We start from the raw sequence: 21,261 nt of genomic DNA, 5'->3' as shown, positions 1-21,261 counted from the left end.
CGGGCTGATTCACGTGGAACGCCGGATGCACTCGATGCCGAAAACGCTTGGGGGAGTGCGGTTGTGTGATGCATGGCGTGCATCACTGCACCGATGGCCGGAAGTATGGCGATTCAAAGGCGAGCACGGCGACGCCAGGTCACCGTCCCGTTCGGCGGTTCGGCAGGGCGGAATGCACGGTCACCAGCAGTGGCTGCCACCGTGCATCGACTGCCAGGTTCAGCTACTGGCCGCCGCTGTGAACGGCGCCACCACCGGCACCGCGGCGGGCCGGGACGGGTGCCGCCACACGCCCTTGCGCTCCAGAATCGGCAGCACACCCTCCCCGAACCAGTACGCCTCCTCCAGATGCGGGTACCCGGACAGGATGAAATGGTCGATCCCGAGCGCGGCGTACTCGAGCAGCCGCTCGGCCACCTCCGCGTGCGAGCCGACCAGCGCCGTCCCCGCGCCGCCACGGACCAGACCGACCCCGGCCCACAGATTGGGGGCGATCTCGAGCCCGTCGGTGCGCCCGTTGTGCAGCTGCGCCATCCGGCGCTGACCCTCGGACTCGCTGTTGGCGAGGCTGGCCTGCACCCGCGCGATCTCGCCCGGCGCGATGCCGGCCAGCAGCCGGTCGGCCTCCGCCCACGCCTCGGCGGCGGTGTCGCGGCTGATCACGTGGATGCGCAGGCCGAAGTCGACGGTGCGGCCCTCGACCGCGGCCAGACCCCGGATCCAGTCGACCTTCTTGGCCACCGCGTCTAGGGGTTCGCCCCAGGTCAGATAGGTGTCGGCGTATCGGGCGGCTACCGGGCCCGCCGGGCCGGAGGAGCCGCCGAAGAACACCGGCGGAACAGGGTTGGGCCGGGCGCTGAGCACCGCGTCGCGCACCCGCAGGTGCTCACCGGTGAAACTGATCGGCTCGGTCGACTCCCACAGTTCGCGCACGATGTGCAGGAACTCTCCGGTGCGGGCGTAGCGCTGCGCCTTGTCCAGGAAGTCGCCGTAGGCCTGCTGCTCGCGCGGCTCGCCACCGGTGACGACATTGAGCAGCAGCCTGCCGCCGGAATGCCGCTGGAAGGTCGCCGCCATCTGCGCCGCCAGGGTGGGACTGACCAGGCCGGGACGCAGCGCCACCAGGAACTTCAGCGTCTCACTGGTCTGCACCAGCATGGCGGTGGTCAGCCAGGCGTCCTCGCACCACGCGCCGGTCGGGGTCAGCACGCCCTCGAAGCCGTTGTCCTCGGCCGCGGCCGTGAGCTGGTTCAGGTAGCGCAGCGTGGCCGGGCGATCGCCGGACATGAAGCTGCCGTGTCCGCCGGCGACCAGCCCGCGCGAATCGCCATACGTGGGCAGGAACCAGTGGAACGACAGTCCGCGCTCGGTCATGTCCGCCTTTTCGTCGCAGTGATGGGAGTCGGTTATCGACTCTGACCGGCGAAGGCGGCGGCGTCACGGATTCGGATCACCGTGCGCGCAACCCCCGACACGCCACGGCGCGACCGAATCGAACTAGACGTAACTATGCGAAACACGTAATCTTGCCGGAGGCTCGGGCGACGATGCGCGAGCGGCGACGGACCCTACGAAACGAGTTTCCTCAATGACGCGGCATGTCGACGTACTGATCATCGGCGCTGGCCTGTCCGGAATCGGCACGGCTTGTCACCTCACCCGCGAGCAGACCGGACGCAGCTACGCGATCCTGGAGCGCCGCGAGAACATCGGTGGCACCTGGGACCTGTTCAAGTACCCCGGCATCCGCTCCGACTCGGACATGCTGACCTTCGGCTTCGGGTTCCGTCCCTGGATCGGCACGAAGGTGCTCGCCGACGGCGCCAGCATCAGGCAGTACGTGGAGGACACCGCCAAGGAGTACGGCGTCACCGACCACATCACCTTCGGCCGCAAGGTCGTCACCGCCGACTTCGACCGCGCCTCGGCCGTGTGGACCGTGACCGCCCTGATCGAGGCGACCGGCGAGACCGAGACCTGGACCGCCAACTTCCTGGTCGGCGCCAGCGGCTACTACAACTACGACGAGGGCTACCAGCCGACCTTCCCCGGTCAGGACGACTTCCAGGGCAGGATCGTGCACCCGCAGCACTGGCCCGAGGACCTGGACTACAAGGGCAAGAAGGTCGTCGTCATCGGTTCCGGCGCCACCGCGATCACGCTGATCCCGTCGATGGCCGACGACGCCGCGCACGTCACCATGCTGCAGCGTTCGCCCACCTGGATCCAGGCGCTGCCCTCCGAGGACCCGGTCGCGGTCGGCTTCAAGAAGTCGCGCGTGCCCGACCAGATCGCCTATAAGATCGGCCGCGCTCGCAATATCGCCCTGCAGCGTGCGAGCTTCCAGCTCTCGCGCACCAACCCCGAGCTGGCCAAGAAGCTGATGCTGACCCAGGTGCGGCTGCAGGTCGGCAAGAACGTGGACCTGCGCCACTTCACCCCGAGCTACAACCCGTGGGATCAGCGCCTGTGCGTGGTGCCCAACGGCGACCTGTTCAAGGTGCTCAAGAGCGGCAAGGCCGACATCGTCACCGACCGCATCGCGAAGTTCACCGAGAAGGGCATCCTGACCGAGTCCGGCCAGGAGCTCGAGGCCGACATCATCGTCACCGCCACCGGCCTGAACGTGCAGATGCTCGGCGGCATCACCATGAGCATCGACGACGAGCCGTTGAAGTTCAACGAGACCGTCGCCTACAAGAGCGTCCTGTACTCCGACATCCCGAACTTCCTGATGATCATCGGCTACACCAACGCGTCCTGGACGCTGAAGGCCGACCTCGCCGCCGCCTACCTGTGCCGCGTCCTGAACATCATGCGCGACCGCGGCTACACGACCTTCGAGGTGCACGCCAACCCCGAGGACATCGCCGACGAGTCGCTGATGGGTGGCGCGCTCACCTCGGGCTACATCCAGCGCGGCAACGACGCGATGCCGCGTCAGGGTGCCCGTGGCGCCTGGAAGCTGGTCAACAACTACTACCGTGACCGCACGCTGATGCACAAGGCGCCGATCGAGGACGGCGTCCTGCGATTCAGCAAGGTCGGCACCGCCGTGAAGCCGGGCGAGAAGGTCGCGGGCGCGTGACCTAGCGCGTTACGTCGAACCTGACAGGGTCCGTCACACCATCGGTGTGGCGGACCCTGTCGCATCGACGGGCCCGATCCGCTTGTGCGGAGCCGATTTCGGTCGCCCGGGCGAATTGTCAGTGCCTCCCGTACTATCGCGATCGAAGACACCGCCCGGGGAGATGAAGGAGGACGGTGTGGGATCTCGCCTACCGGCGACCATCCGTGACGCGGGGATGTGGCTGCGGCGTTTCGCCGCCACGACACCGGGTGTGCTCGGTGTGGTGCTCGTGGTGATCACGGTGGCCTGCGTGCTCGCCGGACTGACTGCGGGACAACAGCTCGACGCGAAGGCCGGGCGGACCGAACAGGTGCTGGACCGGACCGAGCCGCTGGCGTTCGCCGCGCAAAGCCTCTACGTCTCGCTGTCGGCGGCCGATGCCGGTGCGGCGACCGCGTTCTTGTCCGGTGGCATCGAATCACCGCAGGTGCGTGACACCTACGAGCAGTCGCTCGCCGAAGCCGCTGCGGCACTGGCGGAAGCGACAGCGGGCGCGACCGACGCGCAGACCAGGGCGATCGTCGCCCGGATCGCCGCCGACCTGCCGACCTACACCGGTCTGGTGGAGACCGCCCGCGCGAACAACCGGCAGGGCTTCCCCGTCGGCTCCGCCTATCTGCGGCAGGCCTCTGACCTGATGCAGACCTCGTTGCTGCCCAACGCCGAACAGCTCAACAAGGCCCGCTTCGCCGCGGTGCGCGAGGACCAGCACCGCATCGGGGCACTTCCGTGGACCACGATCGTGCTCCTGCTGCTCGTCCTTGGCGCCTGCGCCGTCGGTTCGGTGGTGCTGCTGCGCCGCACCAACCGGCTGGTGAACGCCGGTGTCGCCCTGGCCGCGGCCGCCGCGCTGCTTGCCGTGCTGTGGTCGGTGGGCGCCACGCTGACCGCCGCGCACCTGCTCGACACCGGCGACTCGGGTGCCGGTGCGCGCGTGGAGAACCTGGCGGGCGCCCGCATCCTGGCCCAGCAGGCCCGCACCGACGAAACGCTGGCCCTGATCACGCGCGGCGACATCACCGCACCCGAAGCGTCCTTCCACACCCACACCACCGACCTGGAACAGCGCCTCACCGCCGCGGGCGCGGCCGACTCCGAAGCGGGCCGCGCACTGACGAATTGGACCGCGGGTCACAACGCCCAGCGCACCGCCTACGAGAAGGCCGACTACACCGGCGCCGTCACCCAGGCGATCGGCACCGGCCCCGACAGCTCGGCCACCAGCTTCGCCCGCCTCGACCACGAACTCCGCGACGCCCTCGCCCAGGCCCGCACCGACCTGCGCGACGGCGTCGACGCCGCCGGAACCACCTTCACCCTCAGCCCCTTCGGCACGCTGATCCTCCTGCTGGCCGCCGCGGGCGCGGTGATCACCGGCCTGTGGCCCCGAATCAAGGAGTTCCTGTGAGCACGCGGCGTCCCTTGCTGATGGCGGCGCTGGCCGCGGCGGTCGTGCTGGTCGCCGGTTGTGGTGGCGCACCGGAGCCGTCGACGATTCCGGCCACTGCCGTCGCGCCGCCGCTGCCCGGTGCGGAGGCCATCACGTCGGCGCCGGCCGCAGAAGGCACTGGTGGCTGCGATACCGAGGCGACCCTGGCTCCCACAGGCAGGCCGCAGCCTGGCGCGATGCCTGCCGGGTCGTCGATGGCGGCGATCGTCGCGAACGGCAGGCTGCGGGTCGGCGTCGATCAGAACACCTACATGTTCGGCTTCCGCAATCCGTCCACCGGACGGCTCGAAGGCTTCGACATCGACCTGGCGCGCGAGATCGCGCGCGACCTGTTCGGTGATCCCGACAAGATCGAACTGCGCTCTGTCGCCGCCGCCGACCGGATCCCGCTGCTGCGGGAGAAGAAGGTCGACATGATCGTGCGTACCTTCTCGGCGACCTGCGAACGCCGCCGCGACGTCGATTTCTCCAGCGTCTACTACCGTGCGGCGCAACGCATCGCGGCACCGAAGGGGGCGGGGATCACGAACGCCGCGGGCCTGGCGGGCAAGCGGGTGTGTGTCACCAAGGGCACCACGGCGGCCGCGCCGCTGTTCTCGCTGCCGACGCCGCCCAGTGTGCTGGGCGTGACCAACTGGACCGATTGCCTGGTCGCCCTGCAGCAGGGCACGGTCGACGCGATCAGCGGCGACGAGCCGATCCTCGCGGGACTGGTCGCCCAGGACCGCAACCTGGAGCTGGTCGGCGACCAGATCGGCACCGGCGCCTACGCGGTCGGCGTGCCGAAGGGCAGCGACGACCTGGTCCGGTTCGTCAACGGCGTGCTCGACCGTGCCCGCACCGACGGCACCTGGCAGCGGATCTACCAGCAGCACCTGGCGGTACTCGGCCCGTCGCCGGGCCCGCCGGTGCCCCGGTACGCGGGATGACCTGGCCGATGCTCGGCATCGTCGAGATCGATCGCGAACTGACAGCGCGCACAGCGGAATTGGCGACCGTGACGACGACGCTGCTGGAACTGGACCGCCACCCCGGCCTTACCCTGGTCCGCCGGTACCCGCCGACGGGGGAGACCGCGCGGCGCTGGGCGCCGGTGGAGAAGGCGCTCGGCGAACTCTGGGAGGACCTGGGCCGGGTGCGCGCCATCGTGTCCGAGGCCGAGCAGATCCGCGGCGGGCGCGGCCGGGTCGACGATCGCGCCCGCGCCCGTCTCACCGAACTGCTGCGCGGCCGCCCGCACGAGATCGCCCGCATCCCGATTCCGCTGGCCCAGCGTGGACTCACCGGTCCCGCCGAAACGATCGTGACCGTCGGCATCGCGGACTCACTGGAGCGCATGCGCGCCGCGTTCGCCTTCGTCGCGCCGTTCGCCGAGGAGGTCGAGGCGGTGGACCGGCAGGTCATCGGCGCGCTCGCCCCGCTGCAGCAGCGCGTCGAGCAGGCGCACGGCGCGCTGGACGCGGCGGCCGAACCGCTGGCGGCACTGTTGAGCCGGGCGGGAACGGACCCGCTCGGTTTCGCGCCGGGCGAGGTCACGGCCGCACTCGCCGCGCTCACCGCACTGGTCGAGACCGAATCGGCCCGGCATGCCGAGCATCTCGCGGTCGCGGCCGATCTGCCCGGCGCGGTCGAGACCCTGCGCAGGCAACTGACCGGGCTCGACGAGCTGCAGCGCCGCGCCGACGAGACGGTCGCGCAGGCCGAACACAAAGTCGCCACGGGCGAACTACCCGGCGGCGGCGAACCGGCGGCGCGACTGCGCGCCGAGCTCGACACGCTCGGCCCGCACCCCACCCGCCCGACGGTGGAGTACCTCCTGGCCTTGCGTGCCCGCGCCACCCAGGCGGGCGAAACCACGACGCGGCGAGAGGAATTGGCGCGTGGCCTGCTGGACCGGCGGGCCGAACTCCGCGGCAGGCTCACCGCCTACCGCGCCAAGGCAGCACGTCTGGGCGTCAGCGAGAACCGTGACGTGCTCGCCGCCGACCGCATCGCCGCGGGCCTGCTCAGCCGGACACCATGCGATCTGGCCGCAGTAACCCGGGCGGTCGCGGACTATCGTTCGATCATCGGGGAGAAAGCGGGGCGGACAGCATGACCTGTAGTGAACCGGGGTGCGGCGGCGCCGTCGAAGACGGCTACTGTGCCGTCTGCGGCACCGCCCCCGTGGCGAGCGCGCCACTGCCGAGCCCGGCGCCCGCGTCCAACGGCGGCCGGTCCTCGCGCACCACCGCCCTGCCGCGCAACGGCACCCCGCCACCGGCGCCCGGCGTGTGCGCCGAACCCGGTTGCGGCGGAACGATCGCCGACGGCTACTGCGAAACCTGCGGTACCGCCCCGACCGCCACCGCCGTGTACAGCCCCTCCGCGCCGACGGTGAGCGCGAGCGGACGCACGTCGAGCCGCTCGGTGCGCACCCACCGCTCCGGGTCGGCCCGCTCGGCCGCGCGCGGCAGGCTCGGCGCCGGCCTGGTCGAGGTGCCGCCGGTGCCGCGCGTCGACCCGGCCACGGCCGTGCTCACCGACCCTCAGGTCCCCGAATCCGATCGCTACTGCGGCAAATGCGACAAGCCGGTCGGCCGCAGCCACGACGGCGTGCCCGGCCGTACCGCCGGATTCTGCCCGCACTGCGGCACCCGCTACTCGTTCGTGCCGCGGCTGCGCGCAGGCGATCTGGTGGGCGGGCAGTACGAGGTGGCCGGCGCGCTCGCGCACGGCGGTCTCGGCTGGATCTACCTGGCCGTCGACCATCGGGTCAACAAGCGCTGGGTGGTCCTCAAGGGCCTCATCGACACCGGTGACAGCGACGCCTTGGCAGCGGCACTGGCCGAGCGCCGGTTCCTGGCCGAGGTCGACCACCCCAACATCGTCAAGATCCACAACTTCACCGAACACGCCGACACCGACGGCGAGCCGGTCGGCTACATCGTCATGGCCTACGTCGGCGGCACCTCGCTCAAGCAGATCCTGCGCAAGCACCGCGCCGAGAACGACAGCTACCTGCCGCCGGCCCAGGCCATCGCCTACGTGCTCGAAATGCTGCCCGCGCTGGGCTATCTGCACGCCCGCGGCTGGGCGTACTGCGATTTCAAGCCCGACAACGTGATGCAGACCGAGGAACGACTCGAGCTGATCGACCTCGGTGCCGTCATCTCGATGGACGACCGCACCAGCCCGATCTACGGCACCCTGGGCTATCAGGCACCCGAGATCGCCGAGACCGGGCCCACCGTGGCCACCGAGGTCTACACCGCGGGCCGCACCCTGGCCGTGCTGATGATGCGGGTGGCCTCGGCCGACGGCAAGCTCGGCCCACTGCCGACCCCCGACACCGAACCGCTTCTCGCCCAGCATGATTCGCTGCACCGATTTCTGCTGCGGGCCACCGACGACGAGCCGCTGGCCCGCTTCGGCTCGATGTCGGAGATGGCCGATCAGCTCACCGGCGTGCTGCGGGAGGTGCTGGCCACCGGCGACGGCATCCCGCGTCCCGGTATGTCGAGCTCGTTCGGCCCGGCCCGCGCGGTCTTCGGCATCGACAGCACCACACCCGAACCCCCCGCGCTCATCACCGGCCTGCCAGCCCCGCTGGTCGATCCGGGCGACAGCGGCGCCGCGCTGCTGGCCACCACCGACGCGGCGACCCCCGCGGAACTGGAGGCGGCGCTGACCGCGGGCCTGCGCGCGGTGGTCACCGGCTCCGGTGAGTCGGTGGAGATTCCGCTGCGCCTGGTCCGCGCCGAACTGGAAGCAGGCGAACCCGAGGCCGCCCTGGCCCGCCTGGACGCACTGGCCGAGGAGTTGGAGTACGACTGGCGCCGGGTCTGGTACCGCGCCGAGGCAGCCTTGCTGACCGGCGACCATGCCACCGCCGCGGCCGATTTCGAGGCCGTCTACGCCGCACTGCCCGGCGAGCCCGCCCCCAAACTCGCGTTGGCGGCCGCGCTGGAACTCGGGGCCGAAGGCGACGAGGCCGCCCTGCGCCGCGCGCTCGCTCTCTACGAGCTGGTGTGGCGCACCGACCACACCTACCTCTCCGCTGCCTTCGGCGCCGCCCGCCTGCGCCGCACGGCAGGCGACCGGACCGGCGCGGTGACAGTTCTCGACCAGGTGGACCGCACGTCGTCGATGTTCACCGAGGCCAGAGTCTCCGCCGTCGAAACCCTGCTGGCGCGCCGAGACCCGGCCGACCTGGACGAGACACTGCTGCGCGAGGCGGGTGAGCGGGTCGAACGGCTGAGCCTGGACTCGCGCGCCCGCACCGCCCAGGTACGCATGCATGTGCTGGAGGCGGCACTGAACTGGATCCGGTCGGGGCAGCGACCGAGCGCGGCAGGCAAGCTGTTGGACGTGGAATTCACCGAGCAGGGAGTGCGGACGGGGTTGGAACGATGCTTGCGGACATTGGCTCGGGAAGCCGACGACATGTGGACCCGGTTCGCGCTGGTGGATCAGGCGAACGCGGTGCGGCCGAGGACCACGCTGTGAGCGCGCCCGGTTGTCCGGACTGCGCGGGATCGGCCAGGGCGGGGCACCGCTTCTGCGAGGGGTGCGGCCGCGAGCTCGGCGTGCGCAAAGTCGCGCTGCCGATCCACGATCCGGCCACGGTGCCGCAGTGCTCGACCTGTGGGGAACGACGCTACGAGGGCGGCCGCTGCGTGCAGTGCGGCAGCCCGAAACCGGTTCCCGATCGATTCGAGGACGATCTCGGCACGGTGTACATCCTCACCGACCGCGGAATCAGTCACTCCCGCAACGAGGACGCCGTCGCCGCGGCCGTCCGTGACGGCGACGGCACGCGCGTCATCGTCGTCAGCGACGGCGTGTCCACCTCCCAGGACCCGCAGGCCGCCTCCGGCACGGCGGCCAGGTCCGGTGTCGACGCGGCACTGGCCGCGCTCGCCGACGGCCGCTCCGCGCAGGACAGCGCGATGGCGGGCCTGGCGACCGCGACCGCGGCCGTGCGCGGGATGTCCCGCTCGAGCGAATACGCGCCCTCGTGCACGTATGTGTCGGCGATCGTGCGCGAGACCCCGGAGGGCACCGAGATCACCGTCGCCAATGTCGGTGACAGCCGCGCCTTCTGGCTCGCGGCGGGCGACCCCACCGCTTCGCGCAGGCTCAGCGTCGACGACTCCTGGGCCCAGGCGCTCGTCGACGCGGGCGCCCTCGACGAGGAAGCCGCCATGCACGACCCCCGCGCGCACACCCTGCTGCGCTGGCTCGGCGCCGACGGCGGGGAAGCGCCGTGGTCGGCACACTGCCTGCAGCGCATGGTCGCCACCGAACCGGGCACCCTGCTGCTGTGCAGTGACGGCCTGTGGAACTACCTGCCCGACGCCGTCGCGCTGGCAGGCTTCACCGTCGAGACCTCACCGCAGGCCGCTGCCCGCGCGCTCGCCGACTTCGCCTTGAACAGCGGCGGCAGCGACAACATCACGGTCGCGCTGGCCCCTGTGCCCGCGCCCGGCGCCGTCACGCACGATCCAGGAGTGTCATGAGTTCTACAGGGACCGAAGGTATTTCGATCGCCGTCGACCAGAACGAGTTCCTCGCCGAAGGGGCGAGCGTGGTGGACGCAGTGCTGACGGTGACCACCGGCCCCGAGCTCGCCGTCGCCGCGACCCCGCCACCGCGGCTGGAGATCCTGATCATCGACTGCTCGGGCTCGATGGGCAACAAGCGCAAGTTCGAGAACGCGCGCAACGCCACCCGCACCGCCCTCGACGAGATCCCCGACGGCACCGCGTTCGCGATCATCGAGGGCACCGAACAGGCCAGGATGATCTACCCCACCAAGGGCATGTCGGCCCCCGCCGACCGCGGCAACCGCAGTGCGGCCCGCCGGGCACTGGACCGGCTGCGTCCCGACGGCGGCACCGCCATGGGTTCGTGGCTGGCGCTGGCCCGCCAGGTCGCCGCGGCCCACCCCGGCGCGCAGGCGCACGCCATCCTGCTCACCGACGGCAAGAACGAGCACGAGTCGCCGGAGCAGCTGACCACCGAACTCGACCGTGCCGAAGGCCTTTTCGTCTGCGACTGCCGCGGTGTCGGCGACGACTGGATGGCCGCCGACCTGCACAAGATCTCCTCGAAGCTGTCCGGCGACGCCGACATGGTCGCCGACCCCAAGGACCTGGCCGCCGACTTCGCGAAGATGATGCGCTCCTCGGTCGCCCGCGTGATCCCCGAGCTGACCTTGAAGGTGTGGACCCCGGCCGGCGCGCGGGTCAGGATGGTCAAGCAGGTCTCGCCGGTCCTGGAAGACCTCACCGCCCGCCGTGCCGACACCGGCCCGCAGGTGGGGGAGTACCCGCTCTCGTCCTGGGCGGCCGAGGAACGCGAATACCACGTGCAGATCGAACTGGAACCGGCCGCGCCCGGCCGCGAGAAGCTGGCCGCCCGGCTCAGCGTGCTGGCGGGCGACGACGTTCTCGGCCAGGGACTCGTGCGCGCGGTGTGGACCACCGACACCACGCTGTCCACCCGGATCAGCACCCGCGTCGCCCACTACACCGGACAGGTCGAACTGGCCCAGGCCGTGCAGGAGGGTCTGGCGGCCCGCCGCAGCGGTGACCTGACCACCGCCACCGCGAAGCTGCGGCGCGCGGTGGAACTGGCGGCCGCCTCGGGCCACGAATCCACCGCCAAGCTGCTGCGCGGCGTGGTGGAGGTCGACGACCGCGACGGCACGGTCAAGCTGCGCGGCGAGGTCGCCGCCGCCGACGAACTCGCACTCGACATCCGCTCGACCAAGACGGCGCGGGTCCGGCCGGAGGGTTCCTGACATGCCGGTCTGCGCGGACGGACATCTGTCGCAGTCGATCGACTACTGCGATGTGTGCGGGTCCGCCCTGGACGGCGCCCCGGCGCCGGATCAGGCCGGCCTGCGGCTGTGCCCGTCCTGCGTGACACCGACCAGCGGGCGGTTCTGCGAGGTCTGCGGCCACGATTCGGCCCTGCCCGCGCCCCCGCAGGCAGCGCGATCCGCACCCGTCGAGCACCGCGGTGCGGACCCGACCGTTCTCCGGACTCCCGGCCCGGACGAGGTCCACCCGACCGACAGCGCGGCGCCGGTCTGGGTCGCGCGCGTCTTCGCCGACCGCGACTTCTACGTCCGGGTCCGTGCGCGCAAGGGCCCCGATGCCGAGCGCGTCGATTTCCCCGACTTCTATCCCGAGCGCCGGATCATGTTGCGCGGCAACCAGTTCCTGATCGGGAAGCGGTCGGCATCGCAGGGGATCGTGCCAGAGATCGACCTCGGGATCGCGCCGGTCGACATCGGGGTGTCGCGCGCGCATGCGATGATCCAGGTGGATCCGGGCGGTGGGCTCACCATCACCGACCTCGGCTCCACCAACGGGACCAGCCTGGACGGCGCCGACGCGCCGATCACACCCCAGGTCGCGGTCGCGCTGCGCGACGGCAGCCGGATCCATGTCGGCGGCTGGACCACCATCGCGATCGGCACCGGGCCATAGACGTATCTGTTCACCAAACCGTAGGGTCGGGACCATGACGAAGTTCGACGGGAAGACCTGCCTGATCACGGGCGCCGCCAGCGGACTCGGCCGCGCCACCGCGTTCGCGGCCGCCGCCAAGGGCGCTGCCCTCGTGCTCACCGACATCACCGCGGACGCACTCGACGAGACGGCCGCCGAACTGCGCGCCACCGGCGCGACGGTGCAGCTGGCCCACGCCGCCGACGTCAGCGACCATTCGGCCGTCGTCGGCCTGGCCGCGCACACCTTCGAGGCGGTGCGTCACGTCGACATCGTCATGAATGTCGCGGGCATCGCCACCTGGGGCACCGTCGACAAGCTCACCCACCAGCAGTGGCGCCGCACCGTCGATATCAACCTGATGGGCCCGATCCACGTCATCGAGGAGTTCGTCCCGCCGATGATCGCGGCCAAGCGCGGCGGCCATCTGGTCAACGTGTCCTCCGCGGCCGGCCTGTTCGGTCTGCCCTGGCACGCGCCCTACAGCGCCACCAAGTTCGGTCTGCGTGGCGTCTCGGAGGTCCTGCGATTCGACCTGCGCCGCCACAAGATCGGCGTCAGCCTGGTCTGCCCCGGCGCGATGGCGACCCCGATGGTCGACAGCCTCGACATCGCCGGCGTCGACCGTGACAGCGCCGCCCTGCAGAAGGCGATGAGGCTGTTCCTGCGCCACGCCGTCACCCCCGAGCAGGCCGCCGCCGCCGTCGTCAAGGGCGTCGAACGCAACCGCTACTGGGTCTACACCTCCCGCGACATCCACCTCGCCCACTGGGGCCAGCGCTACTTCCCCTTCGGCTACACACTCGCCATGCGCGGCCTCAACTCGGCGATGACCAACTACGCCACCAAGAACGAACTGGTCCGCTGACGGGTCGAGACCGCGCGGTCTAACGGACCAGGTCCGAGGGGTCGGTATTGGCTCCGCACAGGATGACGCACACCCGCTCGCCCGGCTCGGGTCGATAGGCGGCGCCCGAACCGGTGTCGAGCAGGGCCGCCATCGCGGTGGCCGCACCGTACTCGACCGCGATGCGATGCTCGTCCCAGAGCTGCCTGCGGGCACGGCGGATCAGGTCGTCCCCGACCAGCACCGAGCGCACACTGTCGTGCTGTGCGGTAGCCAGCGCCATCGCCGAGACATGCGGCGCGCCGAGGGAATCGGCCGCGACCGAGTCGACGGCGACGTCGACGGGCCTGCCCGCCTCGAGCGCCGCATTCAGCGACCGGCAGTTCTCGGGCTCGACCGCCACCGTGCGAATCCCCGCGTGCTGCGCGGCGATCGCCGTTCCGGTGAACAGGCCGCCCCCGCCGACCGCGACCAGCACCGTGTCGAGATCGGGCACCCGCGCGTGGATCTCGCGCATGAGTGTGCCCGCGCCCGCGGCGATCAGCGGATGGTCGAAGGCGTGCGAGAAGAGCGCGCCGCTGGTGGCGGCGAACTCCTGGCATGCCGCCAGCGCCTGCTTGTACTCCGGACCGATCAGTCGCACCTCGGCGCCGTAGTCACGCAATCGACGGATCTTCACCGGGGGAGCCGTGTCGGGCAGGAACACCGTCGCGGACACCCCCGCCTCGCGCGCGGCCCACGCGCACGCCAGCCCCGCGTTGCCGCCTGAGGCGATCGTCACACCGGCCGCGGGTAGCGTCCCCGCCGCCGCGTGCGCGCGCACGAAATTCTGCGCGCCGCGCGCCTTGAACGTGCCCGTGAACTGCAGGAACTCCAGCGCGAACCACAGCGGATCGGCGCCGGGAGCGGCCGGTGCGACGGTGACAGGACGGACCAGCCCGTCGATCCGCACGGCGGCCGCTTCGATGTCGTCATAGGTCGGTGTCACCACTCGACTATGCCACCGCGACGGGCCCGCGGACCGCGCTTCGGATCGGGCGCTGACCGGGCGAATTGTTACGGCGGGTTTACGCTGCCCCAACCCTGGGTACATAACGGATCGGTAACGAGCTCGAAGACGGGATGTCGTGTCGGTCTGGGGACGCGAACTCCCCAGGTGATCCGGCGCACGTCCCGGCGTGTCAGCAAAGGATGTGCACATGAGCGAGCGCAACGAGCGGTGGAACAACACAGCCGCCTCGGCGGTCATGCCCGAACCCAGCCACAGCGGGGTGCGGGCATGAGCGCGAACTTGATGATCGTGGACGACGACGTCCAGATGCGCGGCGATCTGCGCCGCGCGATGGAAGATGAAGGCTATGCCGTCGCCGAGGCGGGTGTCCCCGAGGACGCCCTGGATCGGCTGCGGATCGACGGCCCGCCCGACCTGATGATCGTGGACCTGATGCGGGGCGAGACCGACGGCTTCGACTGCATCAGGGAGATCCGCCGCGATCACGACGTGCCGATCATCGTGATCAGCACCCGGTACGACACCCACGACGTCGTCGCGGCCCTGGAAGCGGGCGCCGACGACTTCGTCAGCAAGCCGTTCGAGATCAAGGAGATCACCGCACGGATGCGCGCGCTGCGCCGCCGTGCCCGGATCACCGCCGATCGCGACACCACCCCGGAGGCCGTGCTCGACGCGCATCCGGACGCGCCACTGATCCTGGCCGCCGACGCGGGCGCGGTCCGCCGCGGCGCCGAGGAGATCCACCTCACGGTCACCGAATTCCGGTTGCTGTGCGAACTCGCCGAAACCCCCGGCCGCGTGCTCAGTCGCGCCGTGCTGCTCGAAAGAGTATGGGACCAGGGCTTTTTCGGTGACGAGCGGATCGTCGACGTCCACGTGCGCAGGCTGCGCACCAAGATCGAACGCGACCCGTCCGACCCGCGCATCGTCGTCACCGTGCGTGGACTCGGTTATCGGCTCGATCCGCAATCGCAGTAAAAGACTCGTCATACAACTGCAAAGAGCTCGACACAAAGACCGCAAAGTCTGTTCGACACTGTGGATGTATGCCTTCGTCCACCATGTCCAGCGAATCCGCTACCGCCCCTGCGGTTCTCGGTGCGGAACCGACACTGCGACCCCCACGACTGGGTGACGGAGCCCAGCTGTGGCGGATCGCCCGCGACTCGCAGGTGCTCGACGTCAACTCCAGTTACGCCTACCTGCTGTGGTGTCGCGATTTCGCCGCGACGTCGATCGTCGCCGACTGCGACGGTCGCGCCGTGGGATTCGTCATCGGCTACGTCCGCCCCGAAGCGCCGGACACCGTGTTCGTCTGGCAGATCGCCGTCGACGCCGAGTTCCGCGGCCGCGGCCTGGCCGCCGGGATCCTGCACGCGCTGCTGGATTCCGTGGCACCCGCGGGCATCACCACCCTGGAAACCACGATCTCACCCGGCAACACCGCCTCCCAGGCGCTGTTCGCCGCGGTGGCCCGAGAGCGCGGTGCGGGTTTGCGCACCGTCTCTTTGTTCGAAACGCACGATTTCCCCGATTCACACGAGGCCGAGCAGCTGTATGTCATCGCACCCGCTCAGCGCCAGGAGGAACGACGATGATCACGACCACCGACACCAGCATCTTCGAGGCGATGGAATCGAATGTGCGGGGATACTGCCGTGACTGGCCTGCCGTCTTCGCCACCGCCGAGGGCGCCTGGCTGCGCGACGAGGAGGGTCGCGAATACCTCGACTTCTTCGCCGGCGCAGGCGCGCTGAACTACGGCCACAACAACCCGGTGCTCAAGCGGGCGCTGCTGGACTACGTGGCGAGCAACGGCATCACCCACGGTCTCGACATGTCGACCGTCGCCAAACGTGAACTGCTGGAGACCATCCGCGACACGCTGCTGTCGCCGCGTGGCCTCGACTACAAGGTGCAGTTCCCCGGCCCCACCGGCGCCAACGCGGTCGAGGCCGCGCTCAAGCTGGCCCGCAAGGTCACCGGCCGCAAGACGGTGCTCAGCTTCACCAACGCCTTCCACGGCATGACCCTCGGCGCGCTGTCGGTGACCGGCAACGCCGCCAAGCGGGCCGGTGCCGGTGTGCCGCTCGAGCACGCCACCCCGATGCCGTACGACGGCTACTTCGACAACACCATCGAGGACTTCGGCTGGATGCAGCGCGTCCTCGACGACAGCTCCTCCGGTTTCGACCGGCCCGCCGCGGTGATCGTGGAGACGGTGCAGGGCGAGGGCGGCGTCAACCTGGCCCGCGCGGAATGGCTGCGTCATCTGGCCGGACTGTGCGCCTCGCGCGACATCCTGCTCATCGTCGACGACGTCCAGATGGGCTGCGGCCGCACCGGCCCGTTCTTCTCCTTCGAGATCGCCGGCATCACCCCCGACATCGTCACCCTGTCCAAGTCGATCGGCGGCTACGGCCTGCCGATGGCGCTGGTGCTGCTCAAGCCCGAGCACGACCAGTGGGCGCCGGGTGAGCACAACGGCACCTTCCGCGGCAACAACCCCGCCTTCGTCACCGCGACGGCCGCCCTGCGCGAGTACTGGTCCGACGACCGCCTCGCCCAGCACACCGCCGCCAACGGCGAATACATCGCCAGGAAGCTGTCCACCGTCGCCGATCGCTACGAGGGTGTGAGCACCCGCGGCCGCGGCATGGTGCACGGCATCGTCTTCGACGACCCGTCGCAGGCGGGCAAGGTGTGCCGCACCGCGTTCGAGCAGGGTCTGCTGGTGGAGACCTCGGGGTCGATGGACGAGGTGGTGAAGCTGTTGCCGCCGTTGACACTCGGCAGCGACGAGCTCGACCGCGGCCTGTCCGTGCTGTCGGCCTCGATCGACGCCGTCTGCGGAGGTGCCGCATGATCGTGCGCACCACCGCCGAGATCACCGGCACCGACCGTGATGTGGCAGGCCCCGGCTGGCGCAGCAAGCGCATCGTGCTCGCGGGCGACCGGGTCGGGTTCTCCTTCCACGAGACCACGATCGAGGCAGGGACCGTCCACGAGTTCCACTACCAGAACCATGTCGAAGCGGTCTGGCTGATCGAGGGCGAGGGCAGTCTGCTCGATCTCGACAACCAGACCGTCCACCAGCTCGGACCGGGCTCGATGTACCTGCTCGACGGTCACGAACGTCATCAGGTGAACGCGCGCACCCGGTTGCGGATGCTGTGTGTGTTCAATCCGCCGGTCACCGGCCGCGAAATACACGATGAGAACGGGGTGTATCCGCTCGTCGTCGAGGAGGAGGCAGCAAGTGTCTGATCGGTCCGACCGCTACCCGACCCGGCTGACCGAGCCCGCACCGCATCTCGAGCGCACCGACCCCACCGTGTGGGGCCGGATCACCTCGCCCGAGCTGACGGGGTTCGACGCCAACGGCTACGCGACGATCCCCGACCTGCTCAGCCCCGACGAGGTGGCGGCGTTCGGTGCGGAGGTCGGTCATCTCGCCGCCGATCCCGTGCTCTACGGCGACGAGCGGGTCGTGGTGGAACCGGTCGCCGGGCAGGTGCGTTCGGTGTTCCAGGTGCACCAGCTCAGCAAGCCGATCGCGGAGCTGCTGACCGAATCGCGGATCGTCGGCCTCGCCGAGCAGATCCTCGGTTCGGCGGTGTACCTGCACCAGAGCCGGGTGAACTACATGCCCGGCTTCGGCGGGAGCGGATTCGGCTGGCACTCGGATTTCGAGACCTGGCACGCCGAGGACGGCATGCCCGCGCCGCGGGCGGTGAGTCTGTCGATCGCGCTGACCGACAACTTCCCGTTCAACGGCAGTCTCATGCTGATGCCCGGCTCGCACCGCACCTTCGTGCCGTGCCTGGGTGAGACGCCCGACAGCCACTATCGGGAGTCGTTGCAGGAGCAGCGGATCGGGGTGCCGACGAACGACGACGTCACCTTCCTCGCCGCCCGCTTCGGCATCACCCAGTTCACCGGGCGAGCCGGTTCGGCGCTGCTGTTCGATTCGAACATGATGCACGGTTCGTCGAACAACATCACGCCGTTCCCGCGGTCGAACATCTTCCTGGTGTTCAACAGCGTGGAGAACGCGCTGGCCGAGCCGTACGCGGCGCCCCGGCGCAGGCCGGCGCACATCGCGGCCCGCGAGGTCACCCCGGTGCGCGAGGTGCCGGAAGCGGTGGCCGCGCTGGCGGATCAGGCGCGCTAGCGCGCAAGTTCGGTGAGGGAGGCCGCGGCCCGCGGATCATCGTGGGCCGCGGCCTTCCACCAGTGTTCGGCCCCCGCGCGGTCACCCGCGCGCAACAGCAGCACGCCGAGGTCGTAGGCGGCGCCGCTGTGTCCTGCTTCGGCGGCCTGGGTCAGCAGGGTGCGCGCCGAATCGTGTTCACCGCGTTCGTTCATCGCGGTCCCGAGGTCGTAGAGCGCACGCCCGAATCCCTGCCCGCCGGACGTCTGCGGCGCGCGCAGGGTCGGCGGTGCGATGCCGGGCGCGGTGTCGACAAGAGGATCGGGTGCGATGGGAGGAGGAGCCACCGGTGCGTGGCTCGCTGTCCGGAGCTCGGGCGGGACAGGCGTCTGGGGATCGGACGGCAGGACGGTCGGTGCGCTGGACGCAGGTGGCATGACTACCGGCGCCGAGGGACGTCCCTGCATGACGGCTGGTGCCGAGGGCGGGGGCGGCACGTCTGGTGTCGGTGGAACCGGCTGCATGGCGGCAGGTTCCGGGGGAGCATGTGGTACCGGGGTCTGCAGCGAAGCAACGGGCGTCACGGCGGCTGGAGCCGAGGGAGCATGCGGCATCGGGGTTTGCAGCGGAGCAGCGGGCGCCACGGCGGCTGTGGCCGGGGGAACAGGCGGCACCGGGATCTGAAGCGGAGCAACGGGCGCCATGGTGGGTGGGGCCGGGGCTGTCGGCGGCCTGGAGGCCGAATCCGACGAACCGGCAGGCGTGGCGGCCGAATCCGGCGAACTCGCAGACATGGCGGCCGAAACCGGGAAATCGGCGAGCATGGCGGCCGTGATCGCCGGCGTGGGCGGCATCGTCACCGGCGCGAAAGGCGTATGCGGCGTGGCGGCCTGGATCGACGGGGCCGCGGTCGACACGGGTGGCGGCACGAACGGCGCGGGATCCGGCGCCGGAGCCGTGGTCAGTTCCACGACGAGCTCGTTGAAATCCGGTGTGCCGGGCCCGGTACTGCACCACAGCGTCGCCGCGCGCCCGGGCAGCAGGTCGACGACCAATCCGTAGTTGCCGGTCCAGGACTGCTGTGTCCCGGACTCTGCCACCCAGACCGGGGTGAGGGTGAACAGCGCCTCGGGCCCGTCCGCGGTCACCGGGATGTCGACCCCGGCGGCGAGGGCGTCGTACCAGATGTCGACGCCCTGCAACGATTTCCCGCTGAGGTGGATATGCGCGTCCTGCACGGTGAGACCGAGACCGAGACCGGAGACCTCGACGGGTGGCATCACCGACACCGCCCGCAATCGCACCACGGTCGTGCCCTCGGGTAGTGCCTCGGCGTACATCGGATACACGGCGGCGCCACACCAGTCGATCGGGTCGGCGCTGGTATAGCGCTGTTCGAGCGGGATCGGATCACCAGCAGGTTGCGCGCCGGGATCATTCATCGGTCCAGCCCACCCTTTCCGCGTTCGACCCCCCAATGCGGCGTCTGGCGCTGGCCGCGGTGCGCGCTACACCGTACTCGTGTCTACGCGATACCGCGACCCTTTCCGTGCAACGCCCCCGCGAACCGGCTGACCTGAATCCGGATCGCGGATCCGGATGGTCGGCAACGGGATTCGCCGGGGCACGTGGCCGGTCGATCTGGGCTAGACGGCGACCGATTCGCCGATCTCCTCCTCGACCGCGGCGGGCGCGACCGGCTCGGGCGCGTTGCGCGCCTCGTGCCGTCCGGCGACAACGATCAGCACCACGCCGACCGCGAGCCACGCGAACAGTCCGAGCAGCCGCGCCCCGAACCCGGCGGCAGTGTCGAAGTAGAGCAGGCTGCGCAACCCCTCGACGAAGTCGGCGCCGTTCCAGAACGAATGCAGCGCACCGAAGAACCCGTTCTGCAGCTGCGGCCCGTAGACACCGCCCGAGGTGGTGAAGTTCAGCATCACGAACAGCGTGATGAGCGCGAGCGTGGTCCAGCGCTTCAGGAAGGTGTGCAACCCGATGCCGATCAGGATGATGCCCGCACTGTAGAGCCAAGCGATACCGAACACGGCGGCGTAATCGTGGTCGATCACACCGAACACCGGTCCGGCGACGAGGACGCCGATGAGGCTCACCACCAGCGCGGTGACCACGCCGACCGCCGCGCGCACCCGCATTCGCAATATCGCGCCCGCGGCGCCGATCACCGCGACGCTGCCGTAGGCGCCGACGCTCAACGCGACCAGCAGGAAGAACAGCCCCTGCCCGGTGGGATCCCCACCGGCCTTCGTGGTCACATCGGTGACGACCAGCGGCACACCCTGATGATCGGACACCTGGCGGAAGACCACCTCGGCCGCCATGGCGCTGGTATCGGACCCCGCCGTGGCGACGAGCAGCTCGGGACGCTGCGCGTCGGGCACATACGCGGCGACGAGGTCGCGGTTGTCCAGCGCGTCGATCGCCGCCTGGCGAGTGGGCACCGTGATGATGTCGACGCCGTCACCGGCTTTGTCCTTCATCGTCTGCGCCAGCACCATCGACTCCGGGGCGTCACCGACGACGGCCAGCTCGAGATGGTTCGGCGTCGGCTGGTGGAACGCGCCGAGATACGCGAAGGCCATGCCGAGGCACATCAGCAACGGAGTCAGCAGATGCCCGGCGACGTGCCGGAGCTGGGTGCGAGTCATCGCGGAGAATCTCCAAACAGTTGGTAAATGCAACTATAATTGTTGTAGCATACAACTATGAATGCGCGAGACACAAGAGCCGACGCCGTCGACGCCATCCAGCGGGAGCTCACCGCCTTCGCCCGGCGCGCCCGCGGCCGCGCCGCCGAACTGCACCCCGAGCTGAGCCTGGTCGCCTACAGCATCCTCGACCTGATCCTGGAGCGCGGCGGCTGCCAGGCCACCGACCTGGCCGAACAGTTCCTGCTCGACAAATCGACGGTCAGCAGGCAGGTCGGTGCGCTGGAGAAGCTCGGCTACCTCGAACGCGAGGTCGACCCAGGCAACCGGCGCAACCACATCCTGCATGCCACCGCGCAGGGGAGGGTGGTCGCCAAGGAGGCCGAGCGCCGCCGCCGGGAGGCCTTCACCGCCCGCTTCGCCGACTGGACCGACGCCGATGTCGAGGCGATGGCGTCCTATCTCATCCGCTACAACCGCGGCGACTGACCGGCATCC

General features: G+C 70.1%; 19 protein-coding genes. 15 read left to right on the top strand and 4 right to left on the bottom strand.

Translation table 11 applies throughout. From position 1 onward, the window contains the following. Nucleotides 1-219: 219 nt before the first annotated feature. A complete protein-coding gene (locus ACWF9G_RS22405; protein WP_452517593.1) occupies nt 220-1,374 on the bottom strand; it encodes an LLM class flavin-dependent oxidoreductase in 1,155 nt (384 codons plus the stop codon). Nucleotides 1,375-1,588: 214 nt separating this feature from the next. Between ACWF9G_RS22405 and ACWF9G_RS22400 the strand changes: the two genes are divergently transcribed. The 9 genes from ACWF9G_RS22400 to ACWF9G_RS22360 all read left to right on the top strand — a co-directional run bounded on the left by ACWF9G_RS22400 (nt 1,589) and on the right by ACWF9G_RS22360 (nt 12,950). Beyond that, nucleotides 1,589-3,088: a flavin-containing monooxygenase gene (locus ACWF9G_RS22400; protein ID WP_379307340.1), complete on the top strand. Its 1,500-nt coding sequence runs from the start codon at nt 1,589-1,591 to the stop codon at nt 3,086-3,088. Nucleotides 3,089-3,266: 178 nt separating this feature from the next. Continuing rightward, nucleotides 3,267-4,538, top strand: coding sequence for a hypothetical protein (locus ACWF9G_RS22395; RefSeq protein ID WP_452517591.1), 1,272 nt, complete (start codon nt 3,267-3,269; stop codon nt 4,536-4,538). Next, on the top strand, nt 4,535-5,509 hold the full coding sequence (locus ACWF9G_RS22390) for a glutamate ABC transporter substrate-binding protein (RefSeq protein ID WP_379307344.1): 975 nt from the start codon (nt 4,535-4,537) through the stop codon (nt 5,507-5,509). The genes ACWF9G_RS22395 and ACWF9G_RS22390 overlap by 4 nt, the downstream gene beginning before the upstream one ends. After that, nucleotides 5,506-6,678 (top strand): hypothetical protein, encoded by a 1,173-nt coding sequence (locus ACWF9G_RS22385; protein WP_379307346.1) that lies wholly within the window; start codon nt 5,506-5,508, stop codon nt 6,676-6,678. Before ACWF9G_RS22390 ends, ACWF9G_RS22385 begins: the two co-directional genes overlap by 4 nt. Further along, nucleotides 6,675-9,068 carry a tetratricopeptide repeat protein gene (locus ACWF9G_RS22380; RefSeq protein WP_452517588.1) on the top strand — a complete coding sequence of 798 codons (2,394 nt, stop codon included), beginning with the start codon at nt 6,675-6,677 and terminating at the stop codon, nt 9,066-9,068. Before ACWF9G_RS22385 ends, ACWF9G_RS22380 begins: the two co-directional genes overlap by 4 nt. Beyond that, complete coding sequence (locus tag ACWF9G_RS22375) at nt 9,065-10,081, top strand: PP2C family protein-serine/threonine phosphatase (protein ID WP_379307350.1); 1,017 nt, start codon at nt 9,065-9,067, stop codon at nt 10,079-10,081. Before ACWF9G_RS22380 ends, ACWF9G_RS22375 begins: the two co-directional genes overlap by 4 nt. Next, nucleotides 10,078-11,367: a vWA domain-containing protein gene (locus tag ACWF9G_RS22370; RefSeq protein ID WP_379084320.1), complete on the top strand. Its 1,290-nt coding sequence runs from the start codon at nt 10,078-10,080 to the stop codon at nt 11,365-11,367. The genes ACWF9G_RS22375 and ACWF9G_RS22370 overlap by 4 nt, the downstream gene beginning before the upstream one ends. A 1-nt stretch (nt 11,368) precedes the next feature. Then, a complete protein-coding gene (locus ACWF9G_RS22365) occupies nt 11,369-12,061 on the top strand; it encodes an FHA domain-containing protein (protein ID WP_379307352.1) in 693 nt (230 codons plus the stop codon). Nucleotides 12,062-12,095: 34 nt separating this feature from the next. Continuing rightward, complete coding sequence (locus tag ACWF9G_RS22360; RefSeq protein WP_452517586.1) at nt 12,096-12,950, top strand: SDR family oxidoreductase; 855 nt, start codon at nt 12,096-12,098, stop codon at nt 12,948-12,950. 19 nt (nt 12,951-12,969) lie between these two features. On the opposite strand, the gene ACWF9G_RS22355 is transcribed toward ACWF9G_RS22360, so the two are convergent. Beyond that, nucleotides 12,970-13,917, bottom strand: a complete 948-nt coding sequence (locus tag ACWF9G_RS22355; RefSeq protein WP_452517584.1) for a threonine/serine dehydratase — start codon at nt 13,915-13,917, stop codon at nt 12,970-12,972. Between the two features lie 291 nt (nt 13,918-14,208). Between ACWF9G_RS22355 and ACWF9G_RS22350 the strand changes: the two genes are divergently transcribed. The 5 genes from ACWF9G_RS22350 (at nt 14,209) to thpD (ending at nt 18,118) form a co-directional block, all read left to right on the top strand. Then, a complete protein-coding gene (locus tag ACWF9G_RS22350; protein WP_379307358.1) occupies nt 14,209-14,922 on the top strand; it encodes a response regulator transcription factor in 714 nt (237 codons plus the stop codon). Between the two features lie 68 nt (nt 14,923-14,990). Then, on the top strand, nt 14,991-15,542 hold the full coding sequence (gene ectA / locus ACWF9G_RS22345; protein WP_452517582.1) for a diaminobutyrate acetyltransferase: 552 nt from the start codon (nt 14,991-14,993) through the stop codon (nt 15,540-15,542). After that, complete coding sequence (ectB, locus tag ACWF9G_RS22340; protein ID WP_452517650.1) at nt 15,542-16,810, top strand: diaminobutyrate--2-oxoglutarate transaminase; 1,269 nt, start codon at nt 15,542-15,544, stop codon at nt 16,808-16,810. Before ectA ends, ectB begins: the two co-directional genes overlap by 1 nt. After that, nucleotides 16,807-17,211: an ectoine synthase gene (locus ACWF9G_RS22335; protein ID WP_189022653.1), complete on the top strand. Its 405-nt coding sequence runs from the start codon at nt 16,807-16,809 to the stop codon at nt 17,209-17,211. Before ectB ends, ACWF9G_RS22335 begins: the two co-directional genes overlap by 4 nt. Next, nucleotides 17,204-18,118, top strand: coding sequence for an ectoine hydroxylase (gene thpD, locus ACWF9G_RS22330; RefSeq protein ID WP_379307364.1), 915 nt, complete (start codon nt 17,204-17,206; stop codon nt 18,116-18,118). The genes ACWF9G_RS22335 and thpD overlap by 8 nt, the downstream gene beginning before the upstream one ends. Here the strand turns inward: thpD and ACWF9G_RS22325 are convergent. Both ACWF9G_RS22325 and ACWF9G_RS22320 read right to left on the bottom strand, forming a co-directional pair. Then, nucleotides 18,115-19,539 (bottom strand): hypothetical protein, encoded by a 1,425-nt coding sequence (locus ACWF9G_RS22325; RefSeq protein WP_452517580.1) that lies wholly within the window; start codon nt 19,537-19,539, stop codon nt 18,115-18,117. The genes thpD and ACWF9G_RS22325 overlap by 4 nt on opposite strands. A 204-nt stretch (nt 19,540-19,743) precedes the next feature. After that, on the bottom strand, nt 19,744-20,763 hold the full coding sequence (locus tag ACWF9G_RS22320) for a hypothetical protein (RefSeq protein ID WP_452517578.1): 1,020 nt from the start codon (nt 20,761-20,763) through the stop codon (nt 19,744-19,746). Between the two features lie 57 nt (nt 20,764-20,820). Here ACWF9G_RS22320 and ACWF9G_RS22315 point away from each other — a divergent pair, with 57 nt between their 5' ends. Continuing rightward, on the top strand, nt 20,821-21,252 hold the full coding sequence (locus ACWF9G_RS22315) for a MarR family winged helix-turn-helix transcriptional regulator (protein ID WP_452517576.1): 432 nt from the start codon (nt 20,821-20,823) through the stop codon (nt 21,250-21,252). The last annotated feature ends 9 nt before the right edge of the window (nt 21,253-21,261 follow it).

It is taken from the genome of Nocardia sp. NPDC055029, from assembly GCF_053608525.1.
This window is presented reverse-complemented; position numbering and strand designations above follow the sequence as displayed.